Annotated in this window: 12 protein-coding genes; 8 read left to right on the plus strand and 4 right to left on the minus strand. The window is 59.1% G+C overall.

From position 1 onward, the window contains the following. Positions 1 to 32 precede the first annotated feature (32 nt). The 8 genes from NMQ16_RS06560 to NMQ16_RS06595 all read left to right on the plus strand — a co-directional run bounded on the left by NMQ16_RS06560 (position 33) and on the right by NMQ16_RS06595 (position 10,921). Entirely contained in the window at positions 33 to 1,730 is a 1,698-nt protein-coding gene (locus NMQ16_RS06560) for an ABC transporter ATP-binding protein (protein WP_257079720.1), read from the plus strand. A gap of 86 nt (positions 1,731 to 1,816) precedes the next feature. Beyond that, positions 1,817 to 2,779, plus strand: a complete 963-nt coding sequence (locus tag NMQ16_RS06565) for an alpha/beta fold hydrolase (protein ID WP_257079728.1) — start codon at positions 1,817 to 1,819, stop codon at positions 2,777 to 2,779. Then, positions 2,776 to 3,960: an OprO/OprP family phosphate-selective porin gene (locus NMQ16_RS06570; protein ID WP_257079730.1), complete on the plus strand. Its 1,185-nt coding sequence runs from the start codon at positions 2,776 to 2,778 to the stop codon at positions 3,958 to 3,960. The genes NMQ16_RS06565 and NMQ16_RS06570 overlap by 4 nt, the downstream gene beginning before the upstream one ends. A gap of 116 nt (positions 3,961 to 4,076) precedes the next feature. Next, complete coding sequence (locus tag NMQ16_RS06575) at positions 4,077 to 5,819, plus strand: potassium/proton antiporter (RefSeq protein ID WP_257079731.1); 1,743 nt, start codon at positions 4,077 to 4,079, stop codon at positions 5,817 to 5,819. Positions 5,820 to 6,102: 283 nt separating this feature from the next. Continuing rightward, positions 6,103 to 7,491, plus strand: coding sequence for an integrase family protein (locus tag NMQ16_RS06580; RefSeq protein ID WP_257079733.1), 1,389 nt, complete (start codon positions 6,103 to 6,105; stop codon positions 7,489 to 7,491). A 122-nt stretch (positions 7,492 to 7,613) separates the two neighbouring features. After that, positions 7,614 to 7,796 carry a hypothetical protein gene (locus NMQ16_RS06585; protein WP_257079735.1) on the plus strand — a complete coding sequence of 61 codons (183 nt, stop codon included), beginning with the start codon at positions 7,614 to 7,616 and terminating at the stop codon, positions 7,794 to 7,796. Positions 7,797 to 8,837: 1,041 nt separating this feature from the next. Continuing rightward, positions 8,838 to 10,355, plus strand: coding sequence for an NYN domain-containing protein (locus NMQ16_RS06590; protein WP_257079737.1), 1,518 nt, complete (start codon positions 8,838 to 8,840; stop codon positions 10,353 to 10,355). 254 nt (positions 10,356 to 10,609) lie between these two features. Further along, positions 10,610 to 10,921: a hypothetical protein gene (locus NMQ16_RS06595; protein ID WP_257079739.1), complete on the plus strand. Its 312-nt coding sequence runs from the start codon at positions 10,610 to 10,612 to the stop codon at positions 10,919 to 10,921. A gap of 2,391 nt (positions 10,922 to 13,312) precedes the next feature. Here the strand turns inward: NMQ16_RS06595 and NMQ16_RS06600 are convergent. The 4 genes from NMQ16_RS06600 to NMQ16_RS06615 form a co-directional block, all read right to left on the minus strand. Next, positions 13,313 to 13,972 carry a hypothetical protein gene (locus tag NMQ16_RS06600; RefSeq protein ID WP_257079741.1) on the minus strand — a complete coding sequence of 220 codons (660 nt, stop codon included), beginning with the start codon at positions 13,970 to 13,972 and terminating at the stop codon, positions 13,313 to 13,315. Positions 13,973 to 14,152: 180 nt separating this feature from the next. Then, the gene (locus tag NMQ16_RS06605) at positions 14,153 to 14,821 is read right to left on the minus strand and encodes a hypothetical protein (protein ID WP_257079743.1); all 669 of its coding nucleotides are present in this window, start codon (positions 14,819 to 14,821) and stop codon (positions 14,153 to 14,155) included. 188 nt (positions 14,822 to 15,009) lie between these two features. Further along, entirely contained in the window at positions 15,010 to 16,548 is a 1,539-nt protein-coding gene (locus tag NMQ16_RS06610; protein WP_257079744.1) for a transposase, read from the minus strand. Between the two features lie 218 nt (positions 16,549 to 16,766). Further along, positions 16,767 to 17,318, minus strand: coding sequence for a hypothetical protein (locus NMQ16_RS06615; protein ID WP_257079746.1), 552 nt, complete (start codon positions 17,316 to 17,318; stop codon positions 16,767 to 16,769). Between the last annotated feature and the right edge of the window lie 40 nt (positions 17,319 to 17,358).

Consider the following 17,358-nt stretch of genomic DNA (forward strand, 5'->3'; position numbering starts at 1 on the left):
ACATGCGGGACAGCGCCGTGGCGGGAATTGCCATGAGCCTGCCGCGCGTCATTTCCGGTCGCCGGCGTGCTCGCTTCGCGCTGTTGCTGGCCAACGGGGTCGGCGAGGCAATCGCCGCAGTGGCTACCGCGCTGCTGGTACGCGAGGTGTTTGATCGCGCGGTGGTCGTCGGTGCCGGCGCGGCGCTGCACGACGGCCTGCTGCGGGTCGGCGCGCTGTGTGGCGTGCTCGCCGCCAGCGCGTGGCTGCGCTGGCGCAGCCACGTCGATGCAGAGCATCTTGGCCAGTCCTATGTGCATGCGGTGCGGATGCGGCTGTTCCAGCATGTCACGTCCATCGGTGCAGCCGGCGCGCGCCGGATGAGCCGCGGCGCGCTGCTGCTGCGCTTTGTCGGTGACCTCACCGCGACGCGCAACTGGGTCAGCCTCGGGCTGGCGCGATTGAGCGTGAGCGGTCTGGCGACCGTGCTGGCGCTGGCCGCACTGGTGGCGATTGAACCGGTGATTGCGGTGGCTGTGGGCTGCGCGGTCAGCGCGTCGATGCTGCTCGCGCTGGCCATCGGTCCGCGACTGCGTGTGCGCACCCGCGAGGCGCGCTATCAGAGGGGGCGCATTGCAGCGTTGATCAGCGATCGCATCGCCAACCTCGGCGTTGTCGAGGCATTCGGCCAGGAAGCACGCGAGTCGCGTCGGGTACGCGAGGTCAGCCGCGACCTGAAGGCCGCGATGCTCCGGCGCGCGCGCGTGGTCGGCCTGCTGCGCGCCGTGTCCGACGCGGGCGCCGCGCTGGCCAGCCTGTGCGCGCTCGCCGTCGGTGCGGTGCAGGTGGCGGCGGGTCATGCAACACCGGGTACTGTGGTCGCCGCCATGGTGGTGGCCGGTCTGCTGGCGCCGCGACTTAATGATCTGGGTCGTGTATTCGAGTATTGGAATGCGGCACTGGTCGCACGCGAAAAGCAGCTTGAAGTGCTTGCCCTGCTGCCCGCCGGCCGCAGCGTTGTACGACGCGGCAATGCGCCGCTGACACAGCGGCCGGCTCGCCTGAAGATGACGGCGGTCAGCTATGGCGTGCTCTTCAGTGGTGTCGATCTGAACATCGGGCCGCGTGAACGCATCGCTGTCATCGGGGCCAATGGTTCGGGCAAGTCCACCTTGCTGCGACTGATGGCCGGGCTGGTCGAACCGGACAGCGGCACCGTCTGTCTGGGTGGGCAGGATCTGAGCCGAAGTGCGTGGCCCGATCTGCGCAGCACCTTTGCCCTTGTCACGCCCGAGCTGTCGCTGCTGCGCGGCTCGCTGCGACTCAATCTGGTCTATGGCGCGCCGGGCGTCGACGCCGCGCAGCTGCAGCAGGTGATCGAGCTGTGCCAGCTCGACGCGCTGATTGCCCGGCTGCCCGGCGGGCTGGAGGCGCGACTGTCCGAAGGCGGGCAGGGTCTGTCGACCGGCGAGCGCGCGCGCATCGCCATCGCACGTGCGCTGCTGGTGCGCCCGCGCTTCCTGCTGCTGGATGAAGCCGAGGCGAACCTTGACCGACCCGCACGCGAGGCGCTCGACCGTGTGATCGATACCTTCGAGGGCAGCGTGATCCATGTGACGCACGACCCGGCGCGACTCGCCCGCGCTGATCGCGTACTGGCGCTGCGCGCGTGCAGGCTCGACACGCTGACACCGGAAGAGGCGCTGATCCGTCTGCAACTGTCGTCGCCGCGCGCGCTGAGGCTGCTGTGATGAGATCGCCACCCGTCAACACATCCACTGCACGCGTGATTTCGTTGCCGCGCCCGGCGCGCATCGCCCTTGCCCCTGGAGCTCCCATGTTTTTTGAATCCTCCCCGGTCGACATGTCGTCGGCCCGGCGCGATGCCGATCGTCAGCGGCACTGCCTGCCCGCATCGCGCGTGCTGCGCATGACGCTGCCCGGCGCGCATCGCCAGACCTATTTTCTCTACCTGCCGGTCAATGTCAGCCCGACCGCACCGGTGTTCGTCACGGTGCACGGCATTTCGCGCAACGCACGCGAGCACGCGGAGCGCTTTGCTCCGTTCGCCGAACGTCATGGCGTTGTTCTGGTGGCGCCGCGCTTCGGCCGCAAGCGCTTCCCGCGCTATCAGCGGCTGACGCCGGACGCACGCGGGCATGCGCCCGACGCGCTGCTCGACGCCATCGTTGACGATGTGCGACGTCTTCTTGGCCTGCTGCACCGCCCCATCCACTTGTTCGGTTTTTCCGGCGGCGGGCAATTCGCGCATCGCTACGCGATGATTCATCCGGCGCGCGTAGCGCGCGTCGTGGTCGGTGCTGCAGGCTGGTACACCTTTCCGGATCAAGGCGTGCGCTATCCGCGTGGTCTGGCCGAGTCAGCAGGCGGCGCGGTGCACATCGCCGCCCCGGATTTCCTGCGCATCCCGATGGCGGTGGTTGTGGGCAACGAAGACACGGTGCGCGACGCCGCGCTCAACCTGTCACCGCGCATCGACCGTCAGCAGGGCGTCGACCGTCGCGAACGCGGCTGGCGCTGGATAGGTGCCATGCGACACGCGGCGCGCGAGCGAAGTCTTGCCACGCCTTACGGCTACTCGGTACTGCCCGGTGTCGGGCACGATTTCACGCGCGCCATGACCGAAGGTGGTCTCGGTGCAGCCGTGTTCCGCTTCCTGTTTGGCGAGCAGGGCGAATGCACCGTCCATGGGGTTTCGTGTCCATCGGGTTCATCCGGCGTGTTGCCAGCGGCGGCGCAGACTGCCTTTCCCTGGCGTACCGACCGGGATTGCGCATGAACGCCGGCACGATGATCCGCTGGCTCATGTTCGCCGCCTGTATCGGTCTGATCTGCCTGCGCCCGGACGAGGCCCGTGCGCGTGACGACGGGTTGGCGATCGAATCGGCCGATGAGCGTTTCGGTGTGCGCGTCGGTGGCCGCGTGCACGCGGACTACGCGCATGTGGACAGTGACCGTGAGCCGGATGACCGCAGCGGCGGCGAGTGGCGGCGCGCCCGCCTGTTCATCGCCGGCCGGCTGTTCCGTGATGTGCGCTTCCGCTACGAGCACGATTTCACGTCGGACCAGAACGCGCAGATCAAGGACGCCTACATCGGCTACTACGGTTTCGAGCGGGTGCGCCTGCGCATCGGCAATCTGGTGGAACCGGTCAGTCTTGAGCAGATGACCGGCTCGAACGCTACAGTGTTCATGGAGCGTGCGCTGCCGAATGCACTGGTGCGCGGCTATTCGCTGGGTGTGCTCGGCGAGACCTGGCGCGAGGCTGCCGGTGCGGACTGGTACGCCGCTGCGGGCGTGTTCGAGGGCCGTGTGCAGGGCCGCGAGCACGGCGAAAGTCAGGGCTGGGCGCTGGCGGGGCGCGTCGTGTGGTCGGCGCAGCTCGACCGTGGAAGCCGCTTGCATGTCGGTCTGTCGGCCGAACACCGCACGCCGCCCGGTGATGACCGTGTCCGCTTCGGCGCGCTGCCTGAAGTGCACCTGGCGACGCGACGGCTGCTGTCCACCGGAACCTTGAGCGACGTCGATCGCAGCGTGACCGCCGGGCTCGAACTGGCGCTCACCCATGGCCCGCTGCTGCTGCAAGGCGAGTATCTGCAGACGTCGGTGGCGCGCCATGGGCGCGAAGACGTGCGTTTTCAGGGTGGCTATCTGCTCGCTGCCTGGCTGATCAACGGCACCCGCCGCGGCTACAACCCGCGCAGTGCCACCTTCGACCCGATACGCGCGAGCGGTCGCTGGGGTACCTGGGAGGTGGCGGCACGCTACAGCGTGCTGGACCTCCAGGACGGACCGATCACCGGCGGCGAAGAGCGCAACTGGACGCTCGGGCTCAATGTTCATGTCAATGACCACCTCCGTCTGATGGCAAACTGGGTCGAGGCCGAGGCAGTACCTGCCAGCAGCGGGCGCGATGCGCGCCTCTCTGCACTTCAGGCGCGTGTGCAGATTCAGTTCTGAGGCGCAGCCTGCGGGCGGTTTCGTGTTAAACCATGCAGCAGAGCGTCGGCGCGGCAGACATTCCGCTGTTCGGCCGCGCGGGCGTCCCGAAGCCACCCTGCACGGATCACTGCTGCATGACCGCAATCAACGGATATCTTCTGCTGGCCGGCCTGCTGCTGTTCGTCAGCGTGCTCGGCAGCACCGTGTCCACCCGGCTCGGGCTGCCGCTGCTGCTGCTGTTTCTCGTGGTCGGCATGCTGGCCGGCGAAGACGGGCCGGGCGGCATCCTGTTCAGCGACTTCACGAGCGCCACGCTGGTCGGCCAGCTCGCGCTCGCCGTCATCCTGCTCGACGGCGGTCTGCGCACCCGCACCGAAACCTTCCGCGTAGCGCTGCGCCCGGCGGCCGTGCTGGCGAGCTGGGGCGTGGTGGCCACCGCGCTGCCGCTCGGGCTGTTCGCCACCTGGCTGCTCGATGTGGACTGGCGGCTCGGCATGCTGCTGGCCGCCATCGTCGGCTCGACCGATGCCGCCGCCGTGTTCGCGCTGCTGCGCAACAGCGGGGTGCGCCTGAACCAGCGGGTGAAGGCCACGCTGGAGATCGAATCCGGCGCCAATGACCCGATGGCCATCCTGATGGTGACCATGCTGGTCGAAATGCTGCTGCACCCGGAACAGTCGAGCCCGCTGCGCTTTGCGCTGATGCTGGTCAGCCAGATGGGGCTGGGTGCGCTGGCCGGTCTTGCCGGCGGCTGGGTGCTGGCGCGCCTGCTGCGCCGGCTCAAGCTGGCCGAAGGCCTGTATGCCCTGCTCATCCTGTCCGGCGGTCTGCTGATCTTCGCCGCCACCAATCTGCTCAACGGCAGCGGTTTTCTCGCAATATATATAGCGGGGCTCATTGTCGGCAACCGGCGCAGTCACGCGACCGAACACGTGCTGCGCGTGATGGACGGCCTGGCCTGGCTGGCGCAGGCCGGCATGTTCGTCGTGCTCGGCCTGCTGGTGACGCCGTCGCACCTGCTCGACCACGCCTGGGAAGCGCTGGCGATGGCGGTGTTCCTGATCCTGGTTGCGCGCCCGTTCGCGGTCGCCACCGGCCTGCTGCCCTTCCGCTACCCGGTGCGCGAGGTGGCCTACATATCGTGGGTCGGGCTGCGCGGCGCCGTGCCCATCGTGCTGGCCATCGTGCCGGTCATGATGGGCGTGCCCGATTCGCTGCTGCTGTTCGACGTCGCCTTCGCCGTCGTGCTGCTGTCGCTGCTGGTGCAGGGCGCCACCGTGCCGGCGGCCGCGCGGGTGTTCGGCGTCGAGGTGCCGCCGCGCGACGAGCCGGTGGACCGGCGCGAAGTGTGGGTCGGCGGCGACGCCGCGCTGGAGCTGCTCGAATATCTCGTCGGTGCCGGCTCCGCAGCCGAAGGGCGCCACCCGGATGACATCGCGGCCGACTTTGGCGAACCCGGCGAAGTGCGCTGTGTCGCAGTCACGCGCGATCAGCGCCTGGTGCGCCTGCAGCCGGCGTCCCGGCTGGCCGAGGGCGACGCGGTGTGGTTCGCCGCGCCGGAAGCGCTCGCCGAACCGATCGCCCGCGCCTTCGGCGCCGTGTCCGGCGGCCTGAGTGCGCACGCGGGTTTCTTCGGCGAATTCGTCGTCGATCCCAGCTGCCGCGCCGGCGACCTCGCACTGAACTACGGCTTCGAACTGTCGCCCGACGATGCCGAACTCGACCTGAAGACGCTGATGCTGTTCCGCCTCGGCCGCGGCGCCGTCGTCGGCGATCGCGTCAGCGTAGGCGCCATCCAGCTCACCGTGCGCCGCATGGACGCCGCCGGCAACGTGGTCGCGGTCGGGTTGAAGGTGCCGCAGGCGGGTGAGCATTGAGCGCCTGACTGACCCACCAGAAAACAAAAAGGCCAGTTCCGAAGAACTGGCCCAATTAAATGATTTTACTGGTGGGTTGTGAGTGGCTCGAACACTCGACCTACGGATTAAGAGTCCGAAAAAAATAGAGTTTCTTCGCGTTGATCTCCATTTATCGTACATTATAACCTACTGTTATTAAACGAATTTGCTAAAAAGCTTGTTGATTTGCGTTCAGTCGGATTGCTAGAATGTCGCTACACGGTGGCTACCTGGCCTATCGTGTGTAGCCACAGGAGAGCTCATGCAACGCGAACGACTGACTGCCGAACGCATCCGCCGATTCACCTGCCCGAAGGATGTGAAGCAGAGCTTCCTCTGGGATACCGAGGCCCCGCGTCTTGCGGTGCGTGCTACTGCGGGCGCAAAGTCTTTCGTCTTCGAGGCCAAACTTCATGGTCAGACCATCCGCCTGACTATCGGCGACGCGGCGGCATGGAAGATCGAAGATGCGCGCGCCGAGGCCTGCAGGCTGCAGACCCTGGTCAACAGGAAAGTCGATCCTCGCCAGGAACGTGCCGAAAAACTTGCATCCATCGAAGCGCAGCGTGAGCGGGAAAAACGAGTTAAGTCCCCTGCGCTTGATGCGTGGGCGGAATACGTTGAGGCGCGGCGCTCGAAGTGGGGTGCGCGTACGCTTGCAGACCATCAAAGCATGGTTTCCGAGGGCGGAAAGCCGAAGACCCGCGGGCGGAAGAAGGGCGAGGGTGATACCACCCAGCCAGGCATCCTGCGCGCACTGCTGTTGCGCCCGTTGGAGAGCATCGACGCGGAAGCAGTGCGAGACTGGCTGAAGGAAGAGGTGAAGAAGCGGCCCACCTCGACCGCACTGGCATTTCGTCTGTTGCGAGCCTTCTTAAACTGGTGCCTAAGCCGGAAGGAGTTTGCTCCACTGATACATGCAGACGCGTGCAAAACTCGCACTGCGCGCGATGAGTTGCCAAAGAGATCCGCGAAAGACGACTGCATGCAGCGGGAACAACTCGCGTTGTGGTTCGAGAAAGTGCGCGCCCTGCCCAACCCCGTGCATGCCGTGTATTTGCAGGTACTACTGCTTACCGGTGCTCGCCGCGAGGAGATCGCGGGCTTGCGCTGGGTGGATGTCGACTTCCGATGGAAGCGCCTCTTCATCAAGGACAAGGTGGAAGGCCAACGCGTCATCCCGCTCACACCCTACGTCGCGAGCTTGCTGCAGGATCTGAAGAACCTCCATGATGAGCACGAAAAGCGAGTGAGCAAACTGCGCGGTGCGGACAAGGAAAAAGCCGAGCAAATCGCCGAGCGGGTGCGTGAATGGGTGTTCAGCAGTCCGACCGCAGCATCCGGTCGGCTGCAGGAGCCACGTATCGCTCACAACAAGGCCTTGGCTGCCGCTGGCCTACCACCGCTGACGCTGCATGGTCTGCGTCGGTCGTTCGGCACGCTGTGCGAGTGGGTGGAAGCACCGAGCGGCATAAGCGCGCAAATCATGGGCCACAAGCCGTCTGCGATCGCCGAGAAGTACTACCTCCGCCGGTCGCTCGATTTTCTGCGCGTTTGGCACATCAAGATCGAGCAATGGATGTTGCAGCAGGCCGGCATCACGCAGTCGGAGGAACAGCTGTCCCAAATCGTCGACGCAGTCGTTAAATGACAAAATCTTCGATAGCGGGACAGGTTAGTCTCACACCACACGGGGGACGTCATAGTCATCGGTATCGTCGGCACGAACGCCGCGCGCGTTCGAATCGATGGATCGAAAACGAAGAACCGGATATGGAACTGAAGCCCAACCAAACCGAAGCCGAGCACTTTCTCGCCTTGGCCGAAATCGAACGATTGTGGGACGCTCAGGAAGGTAGCGCCGCGGCGGATCGCCTTGAGGTCCTTGCCCTGAGTGTCGAGCGCTACGAGACGGCGCACTTTTCGATCGAGTTACCTGATCCGAGCGGCTTTTAGGGGTCCATGATGCGCACGAGGGAGATCCTCGGAAACGACATGGAACGGTATCTTGAAAAGCGCCCGAGGCCGCCTGACCGTGCGACACCGCGTCAGCTGAATACAAGTGAATCAGCGGAACGGTGGGCACGGTACCTACGGCAATAAAAAGCCTGGTGGCCCGAGCTTCTTATTGATTACATTTAAGATATAGGCGGAGCGGCTTCAATATTGAGCCCCACAAACAACCGTCCACATTCGATTTCACGAGATAACCTCAGGTTCGAATACTCGTGATTGAGGATGTCATTGATACTCATGAAACCGTAGCTCGGTTGTGAGGTGAGCATACTTGCTTTAGCGTACCAACATGCCCACTCCTTTTTCCCACTTTTTCTTTTATACGAATCTCGATAACGCAAATAAGCGTTGCGAGCACGTACAAAGCTTCCTTGAAAACAAAGGATTGCCAAGATGTGGATTGAAAATGGAATGTGAGCCGCAACACACATCTTCATTACTTTGCTAACATTTTTCATATATCACCTTTAAAAATAAGGTTGGATAAGTCTGCGCATTAGAAGAAATCGAATCTATTTCGATTTCAGTTGAACCTTGGTATTTGAATTTTATTTATTACATGGCGATCTCCTTTGCAAAGTCTAATCAATGCGGTGCGCACATTAAATGTACCCCGCTGCATTTCAAATGCAACTAATAATTTAAATCTTTTTCAACTTTTTTAACCACGCGTGTATAAATTATTAAAAGTTATTATCTCCGGTCAATGGGCCCTCTAAATTGACGAATAAAGCGTGCCCACTAGCATGTTCGAAAGCATAAATATCAAATCAATTTTGAAGCAACTTTAAAGCATGGCTGCAGCCGGTGCAAAAAAATAAATTAAATTATTTAATTATTAAATTAAGAGCTAGCTTCTTTGGCAGCACGCTCGTCGATTGACACAGTTCCTACATGACTCGTGCGGTGCTTTCACGCCAAAGTGTTTAATATCGCTTGCTTATGAGTTTTTCGGTCCCGCGTGTGAACTGAGGAGAAGCAGTGAAAAGTGCGCTTTTTGTTGATTTCGATAATGTCTATTCGGGTCTTCGGAAACTGGACCAGACTGTCGCAGATCGCTTTGCCCGGCAGCCGCTCGCATGGATCACTTGGATCGTTCAGTGTCTTGAACTTCCAGAGCATGTTCCCCTCGACTCTAAACGACGTGTCCTTGTCAGGCGCTGCTACCTCAACCCGCAGGCCTATCAGCGCTTTCGGCCTTCCTTCAATCTTGCGGGCTTTGAGATCATCGATTGCCCTGCTCTTACGAGCGAAGGTAAGACCAGCACGGATATTCATATGGTGCTCGACATCATTGATCTTCTGCAGCATGAAACTCGGTACGACGAGTTCATCGTCTTTTCGGCGGACGCTGACTTCACACCGGTGCTGAGAAAACTGCGTCGATGGGACAGACGTACGACCGTACTCGCTATTGGCTTCCCTTCTGCTGCCTACAGGGCTTCAGCAGATTTGCTCATCGACCAAGACGATTTCATTCGAAAGGCCCTTGGGTTCAAGGATGACGATGACACCCTGCCGCTTGAAACATCCGAGTTAGCAACGCCCATTGGTTCGGACACTGAGTTTCTAGCGCGCGCCTGTCGAGACATCGTTGAGCAGACCGTTGACGAATCAACTGTTGCAGTGCCTCTGGCAAAACTTGCAGCAAAGGTACTTGCCAATGTGAAAGGCATGGATGCTTCTACGTGGGCTGGACATGGGAGCTTTCGCGAGCTCCTCGAATCCTGGAACTTGGCGTCGCTGCGCATCACTTCAGATGGAGGTGGGACGATCTATGACCCGCAGCGCCACTCCGTGCCCTCACGAGCTCAACCAGACTCCTCAACTTCGATCGACGATGAGTTGAAGCAGGTTGTAAAGGTAGTTCATCAGGAAGTAGCGAATTCAAGTCAGCCTGTACCTTGCAGCCGCTTAGCAAGCGTGCTGACTCGGCAGTTTGGTTCGCTGGCCGCGGACTGGAATGGCCAAGGTACATTTCGCAAATTTGTAGAAACATTGAATGTCGCGCCACTCCGATTTGACTGGTCTTTCAGCGGAGGCTCGGTGAGAGACCCCGCGCGACATCCCCACGTCGGATTAGAAAGAACCCCGAATGTAGATATGAGCAAATGGGATGGCGATGCAGCACTTCTCCAAATCGCTACTCAAATTCATGAAGTTTCTAGCGTTCCTCTGCTTAGTCCAACCGACTATCAGCTCGTTTTCACGTTTATTGCAAAGGACCTGAAAGACCACCAGTTCGATCTGAAAGAAACTGGTAAACGAGTTCGAGATGCGCTTCGTGACGCCGGAGGCGTTGGAAGCCGGTTAGACGTAAATTGGGTGCTGCGAGGCTTATTGATGCGAGGGCATGAGTTCGGTAAGAACGAGGACACAGCGGAATCGCTTAGCCGGAAAACTGCTAATAATGTAAGGTCATTATGCTTACGCGAGCAGATGTTACTCGACCGAGCAACAGATACGGCAATCCTGCGCTGGTTCGGAGTCAGTGAATAGTCGCCGATGGAAAGTAGCTTTTGCGAAGCTGAGGGCAGAAAGTGCTTCGACGAACTGGGCGACCTCCCTTTTGACAGTGAGTCAGGTTGCTTAGGGCAATTCAACAACACGAAGTGAGGCCAGTCGGAGCAAAGATGCCCGAAAGGATCGCTCGTAGGGCTGGTGCAAGTTGCTTTGGGACTCCGCCACAACCGGCCGCACGTTGAACCCTCAGCAGCACCAAGCCATACCAATTCGTCACTTAAGGAAGTTACATGCTCTACATCGACTTCAACATCACCCAGTCCAGCATCGACAATGGGCGCCTCTATCTCGACGCGGCTCACAGATCCTTTTTTCCCGAAGACTGCCTTGGCGGCCGCGGCACGACCGAGCACGCGCACGGCGCTGTCGCCATTGAGGCGAACGGTGAGTTGTTCGAAACGGACATACGCGTCAACACCTCGCGCATTTCGCCCCGCAAGTCCTTCAAGTCCTGGCTGAAGTCGGTTGGCGCGGTGACCGGTAAAACTGTCCGCCTGCACAAACTCGCCGAGCGCCATTTCAAACTCGAATACCTAGGTTAAGCGAGCGCATGCTAACGGACGAACTCGAACATCGCACCGGAAGCCTATGGACTGAGTTCTAGGCCTGCAGCATTACCCATCCACTGACGTTGATCGAAATGCAGAAGCGCGAGGACGAAAAGCGTGCCATCACAGCACCGAGTTCTGCTCTACGCGACGGCGGCACTTGATGAACTCGTGCTTCACTTTGCGACCTTTGTGAAATACGCGGTCGCTTTTCCCAGAATGTCGCGCCCCATCTTGATCCGCGCTTACCGGATTGCTGCCCCCCCGTGTGCCTGCTCTGCCAGCTGTCCTTGACCTAGTCGGACAAGGTCTTATCGACCTTGTCGAAGGTTCTTATTGCCTCGGCAATGCTGTGCCAATTTTGAGCATTCGCACTGTTTCCTGCTTGAACTCCAACGTAGAGTCTTGCGCGCGCACGACATCAAAGAACTTGCGTCGCACACGCGCCAAGCAACCGGCCTCGTGAATCAGACTTTCGGCTTACAGCGCATCGAAGCTCACGAAGGTCATGGCTTGCACGATGCCGCTGAAATCGCTTAGTGCTTCTGCGGATGCGCACTGCGCTGGTCCGGCAAGTAGGCGAGCCACACCGCAGGGGCTAAAGCAATGGATAGTTTGAGACGAAGCCAATCCTCGCGTTCTCTCCTCCGATTAGCGGTACGAAGACAGCACCAAATCGCAGCATAGGTCGCTCCGAATTTGGCGTCATGCAGATCGCGCCATGCTCGGTCGCCACTGCACACTAAGCATGCTGCCCTGAGACCGGATTAGTCCATCAGCGGTATTCGCCTTCTATCGTTGAGCCAGCAGCTTTAAAAATGCGTTTCCGTCGACTTTACATCCGCTCGAGATCGATTCTATAAGGCGATCTTCTCTGGGTAAAAGGATAACCACTTTGGCGACGGAAAATACTACTTCTTGAGTCGTTTGATTTCCCCCGACTGCTCGAACGCTTTCCCAATCCCCATCCCTATAATCGATTAAGTATCACTGCATTGGTGGTATGAAATTTATCGGGAGATTCAATATGGTCAGAAAACCGCAGTCACGCAATCGTGTCTATGAATTGTTCTTCGATGAACTTGAACAAAGAGCAGTGACTTTTAGAATGATCGGTTATGCCGCATTTACAGCCAGATAACTCAATCTGATTTCGTAGTACAGATTGACATCATGAAGCCGTAGGGAAGACTTTGCTGTTTCTTGGCCAGTAACTCACTTATTGTCGCCACTGAGTTGGCCGTAAAGTGATAATGTTTTCGTTGTCTCTTGTCGATCATGTCAATTTGTATATTCCCTGGGCAAGGGCGAAACGTAGACGTCTCGTCCTGCCGACGTGCCTTCAGATCGTTACTAAGGCATGGGTCCGGGCGAAATACTCCATCTTCAGCGGTGTTCCCTTTGAACAAAAATATGGCGACGTCTTCATTGTTAAACACTAGTTGAAAATGTCGCGTACCTTTTTCGGGTTCCGCTTTAGGCAAGATACGCGTCTGTTGGATGACTGAACCATCAGCGGAGAACTTGTATAGCTCGACGATTTTGGGACCATCAGATCTTGAGCAACTGTATGACTCCGAAGCGACCGCCGACGTCTGAGACCCAATTCCGTACACCGCAGCACTTACCGAGATAAGTTGACGTAGTTTCACTATTCTTCTCCAGTCCTGGGGTGCCCAATGCCGCAATGGGTCCGGTTGAGCGAATGGTTAGGCCTCACGGCACTAACCATGATGTTACCCATGACCACGTTCTGCGGTGTGACAGCACGGCAATTAGGGCGCATACAAGGCTGCACCAGAAGAAGAGATGCTCTGCAGCAACCCAGCGTTGGCCTTTGGGGCCAAGCAGCCACCACGAGGGACCTGTAGGTTGGTTCCAGAAGTCCTCAAACGATTGGGCCTGTGTCAGTGAGGTTGCCACGACGCCGCCGCATGCGCCGGCTAGGACCATGAACAGCAGAGACATTCCTAGAAATGCCGGCGATCCAACTAGTCCGACAAACGTATCTGGTAGTTTCCCGCCAGCTATTGCCGAAATGAGTCCTGTGAGACCTGCGGCAGCGGATAGGTAGATTCCTATGTGGAACTTCGTGTAGTCGTAGAGATGCTCTATGCGCTTGTCTGCTTGAGACGATTTCAGCATTTGCTTCCTTTGGTTGCGAGGCAAGGTACCGGTGAGGCGTTTCATGGTTGGACCGTTATGGGCAGGTAGCGTGGATCTGTGAGGCCTAACGCCATGGTTAACCGATGGCAATGCGAAGCATTGACGTCCAGGTTGAACCTACAGTTAGGCTGGTGGCGTAGGCCCTTCTGGGCAAACATGCTACAAATGCATTGAGTGCGAATGTCCGAAGGTTCGGGCTGGACTGTGTGTTCTTGGTCATCAAATTCCCTTATCTTTTTTGTAGCGTGCTTGCCATGAGTCGATTGCAATCACGATGGAGCTTATTGCTTGCGTGGCCTGCATCCAAAACTCGTTGAAGTCTGCTGCATCTAGATACTGGGCGCACAGTATTTGTAATTGAACATCAGGAACAACACGAACCCAATACATTTTTATTAGCATCTTCCGCTTCCCTGTCGCGGACTCATATGTAAAAAGCTTGCCCTGTACCCCAGATATTGTGGTGTCTTCGACTTTGACGGCGCCAAAGTTTTTCTCTAAGGTTACTCGTTGGTTTTCGACTTGAGCGGGGAGATCATTGATGTAATTTGGTTGAACGGGCCTTAGCCTAAAGTTCATGCCAATCGAGCCTTTTGTTTCTTCATAGCGGCTGACCAGATTAAACTCCCCGCCGGCAAGGCGAGCAGGACTGTCTTCTGCTGTCCAATTGGCAGGGACATTTAGCATGATCCCGTAGTTTGGATAAACCAATTGTTTAAAATTTGGGTTCTGACTTGCTTGCAGGGAAATCTTCTTGCTATCCAACTCGGCAAGCGATTTGTTTGAGTCGCTTGACTTTTGCCCTTGACTATACCCAGCGAGGGCAGTGAGGGTCGCTGGAATTATTGCAATAACAGCTAAGACAATTTTTTGATTCATCACTAACTCTCCGAGCTTTCGCGCCCAATTGCTTGTAAAGAGAGGCCTAACGTTTGAGTTGAGCGCGCCGCCCGCTAGCGCCATGACAGGGCACTTTATCGATCGCGGCTGTGCTCCAACGATTTGTTGGGCGACATGAGCACAGCGCATATTCTTGGCTCCGCACTAGGACCGAGCCCGTCATGCGAACACCCTGACTAGGCGCCACCCCAATTCAAGGATTCGCGCCGTGATGTCGTCTGTGGGCTCAGCGCCTCCATGGACAATTCTGTTCCTGATTGCCCAAAAGTCGTGGAATGCTCGAATTTCGTCAGCTGTTATTAATCCCTGAGTCAACAGCGAACTGACCGTCGCGCGCGGACCGCCTCCGGGTCTCAACTGAAGATCAAAATCGGCTGCTACCGTTTCAATCATGCGTTCGATGAGGATCGCGGCGGCCAAGATCTTCTCGGTATTAGAAACCGACGATTGGATTATCTGGGAGTAATCATCGAAATACTTCTGCCACGTGCTTCCCGTGTCATCACGACGACTCCTATGAGCCCTGGAAATTCCTTGGCCATTAGGTTCCGAAATGCTTGATTCTGTGGCAGTGACAGTCTTCTCGAGATCATCAACCAATCCCTGCAGCTCCAGCTCAAAATCTCCCCACTTGAGTCTCTTTACGTCGAGGAAGGGGATCAGGAAAGCAACGAAGGCGATAGATAGAAGTATCAGCGATGTGGTGTCGAAGTGGATTTTTGGCCAGAACATCCGCGCAGCGATTACGCCAATACAAGTGGTGGCCACAACAATGAATGGCCAGCGAGGTACCCGATATGCGTCGGCGGGATTTCGCGAGTGAGCCATAGTGTCGCCTAACGACGCTGTAGAAAAACCCCGTTCCGGGGCAAGTTGCTGCGTCCGGCGATTGCCGGCTTGAATTCACTCTTCATCGCATCAGTCCCGGTTCAGCGGTTTCATCGTCGTCTCCTGACGCCCTCACAGGGGGGCTCCTGCGTGAGCTGATCGGGGCGTTTCCCTTCCCGCGAGCTTACCTAATTCGCGTAGCCATGGTGCCCGAGCTTTTCGATGTTGTGCACCATGCAATAGAGCTTCCACTGCCCATCGACCTTCGTGCGCCCGCGCAGCGTGAAGCGGTCGAGCCGCTTGTTGTGCCGCAGGTTGCCAAACACCGGTTCGACCGTGGCAAAGCGCGCGCCGATCATTTGCTTGCCCTGGTCCGAGTCGATGCGCCGCTTCATCCGTTCGGTGTGCGATGCGCTGCCATCGCGCTTGCCACGGAAGAAGGCGACCTGTCTTACCTTGGTCTGCTGCGGCGTGCGCAGGCACCGGGTGCGCTGGTCGCACGGCACGCAGTCGCGCTCGGCTCCGGTGTATTTGGTGGCGGCGTAGCCGTTGATCGTGCAGTTGCCGCCGTTGCGATAGAGCCGCTTGCCCGCCGGGCACAGGCAGTGGCTGCGGTCTTCCGCTTCGATGAAATCGGTGTTGGCGTAAGGCTTCGTCTTCTGCGCCGCGCGCGCGTCCTTCGCCTTGTCGCTCTTGTCCCATAGCGGGTCGGGCCTGGCCTTGTGCTTCGCCTGTTCGGCGTATCTCGGGTCGCGTTGCCGGTAGCCGCTGTCGCAGATCCAGGCCGGGATCTGTCGATTGTCCAGCTCGGCCAGGTTCTTCTCCGAGTGGTAGCCGGCATCGGCGCAGATCGCCGTGTCCGCCGTGCGCTGCGCCCCGGTCGCATCGACCACGGGTAGCAGCAGTTCCTGCTCGGAGCCGGTGCCGTGTGCCTGTGCGTCGACCACGATCTGGTGGGCGGCATCGACCGCGGCCACACCCGTGTAACCCTGAATGACACCCTTGCCGGTGGCCATCTTGGCCGACTCGTTGTCGGTGCGGTTGGACTGGCGCACGGCGCCCTTGGCACCGCGTCGCTCGTCCGGGTTTGTCGCGAGCCAGTCGCGGATCTGCGTGGCTTCGCGGGTGAGCCTTTCACGGGTGCGGGCCGCGCGCGCTTGCTCGTCGTCACAGCCCGAGAGGTCGCGCGCCTTCTGCTCGCCCATCATGCGCTGCACGGTCGCCTCCATCTTCGCCGCCTCGCGCTCGAAGTCAGCCCGTGTGCCGCTCTTCGCCTTCGATGCATTCGACGGCAGCTTCACGCCGTCGATGGCAAAGAGCTCGCGCCCGATCAGGCCCTGGCGGTCGCACACCAGCAGCACCTGGGTGAAGAGGGCTGCGGCTTCGTCGCCCAGTTCGGCCACGAAGCCGGCAATCGTGGTGAAGTGCGGCGCGCTGTCGCCCGAGACGGCCATGAACAGTACGTTGTTCCGGCACGCGCCGGCAATTGAGCGCGAACTGATGAGCCCGCGAGAGTAGGCGAGCAGCACGATCTTGAGCAGCACCGCCGGATCAAAGGCCGGGGCGCCACCGGCGTCGTTGGTGCAGCGGGAACGGAGGGTGGAGAGATCGAGCTCGTTGTCGACCAGATGGCAGAGCGCGAACTCGAAGGTGCCGGGCAGCACCTGCTGCGCGAAATCGACCGGAATCATCTTCAGCCCGTAGTCGGGCGTCTTGAAGCGCGGCATCGCAGGGCTCCGTCGAAGCGATGACCGATCATAACAACGGCATGCAAACGGATGATGAAAACGGTTCTTCTACAGCCTCAACGTTCGAGCTAAGCTGGGACCGACGGCGAGGCGCCAAGCCCGGGCTGGCGAAAATGCACCGCGTACCGCCGGCCCGGGCTTGGTGACTTGCCGTTGGGCCTCAGCTTGAGCGAGGGGTTAGGCCTCACCGTTCGCCTTCAGACGGTGCATGCTCTCTTTAGCATGAGCAATCCGGTTTCGACTTTGGCGCAGTATTTTGTGTAGTCAGCTTGCAAGTCCTTAACTTGCTCCCGAACTCGAGCGATGCTGGACGCAGTGTCGCTTGTCCAAAGTTCGATCTCCAAAGTGTTTAGGAGTCCGCGATAAAAGACGATCGAGTGCGCGTCGCCGCCAGCGTGAACGACCTCAAGACACTCCGCGAGCGAAGAGACATAGTACAGATATGCGCGCTCAACATCGCGCCTTGGGTCAAGATCGCATTTCCGGGCGACTTGGTCAATTATGTGCCAGTCCTTTGCCTCCGAAGCTAGGCGCTCATTGACTTCTTCAAAGATGGTCCTTAGGCTGCAATTAGGTCTGCTGAGCTGGAGATTCACATACGCGAAGGTGGCATCATGCCGCTCAGCCATTCGAAGGTAGTGCGCGTGAACGGGCTCCACGATCTCCTTGTAAAACCTTTGCCGTTGCGCATGTCCTTCACGTACCAGTGCTAGGCCTTGCTCCAGCAGAAGCTTTATGGTGTCGATCATTGAAGTGCAACCCTCGTGATAAGCAAGGTAAGTAGGATGT

This window comes from Methyloversatilis sp. XJ19-49, from assembly GCF_024580145.1.
Classification (GTDB): domain Bacteria; phylum Pseudomonadota; class Gammaproteobacteria; order Burkholderiales; family Rhodocyclaceae; genus Methyloversatilis.